We start from the raw sequence: 437 nt of genomic DNA, 5'->3' as shown, positions 1-437 counted from the left end.
GGGATCCGTCGATCGTCAACGTCAATGGCGGCGCCATCGCCATCGGTCACCCGATCGGCGCCTCCGGCGCCCGCGTCTTCAACACGCTGGTCTTCGAGATGCGCCGCCGTGGCGCCAAGAAGGGTCTTGCCACGCTGTGCATCGGCGGCGGCATGGGCGTCGCCATGTGCGTCGAAGCGCTCTGAGCTCAGCGAATAGCGAAAAGGGAGTAGCGAATAAAGAAGAAAAGCGTCGCGCGCCGGGACGACAGATCCTATTCGCTTCGCTGCTCTCTATTCGCTGACGATTTAAAGGGAGGACCACATGAGCAAGGTAGCAATCGTCACGGGCGGATCGCGCGGCATCGGCGCGGCAATATCGATCGCTCTGAAAAAGGCCGGCTATTCGGTTGCGGCCAACTATGCCGGCAATGACGAGGCGGCCGCGAAGTTCAAGGC

The 437-nt window shown here is 61.8% G+C and carries 1 protein-coding gene and 1 pseudogene; both read left to right on the top strand.

The window, feature by feature from the left end:
• A pseudogene (locus EOA29_RS40150) lies at positions 1-185 on the top strand (acetyl-CoA C-acetyltransferase); the annotation flags it as partial.
• 118 nt (positions 186-303) lie between these two features.
• Positions 304-437: SDR family NAD(P)-dependent oxidoreductase (locus EOA29_RS40145; protein WP_127222592.1), on the top strand; the 134-nt coding region annotated here is incomplete at its 3' end.

This window comes from Mesorhizobium sp. M1E.F.Ca.ET.063.01.1.1, from assembly GCF_003998155.1.
Lineage (GTDB): Bacteria > Pseudomonadota > Alphaproteobacteria > Rhizobiales > Rhizobiaceae > Mesorhizobium.
Note: the sequence above shows the minus strand (reverse complement) of the source record. Positions and strands in the feature narration are given on the sequence as shown.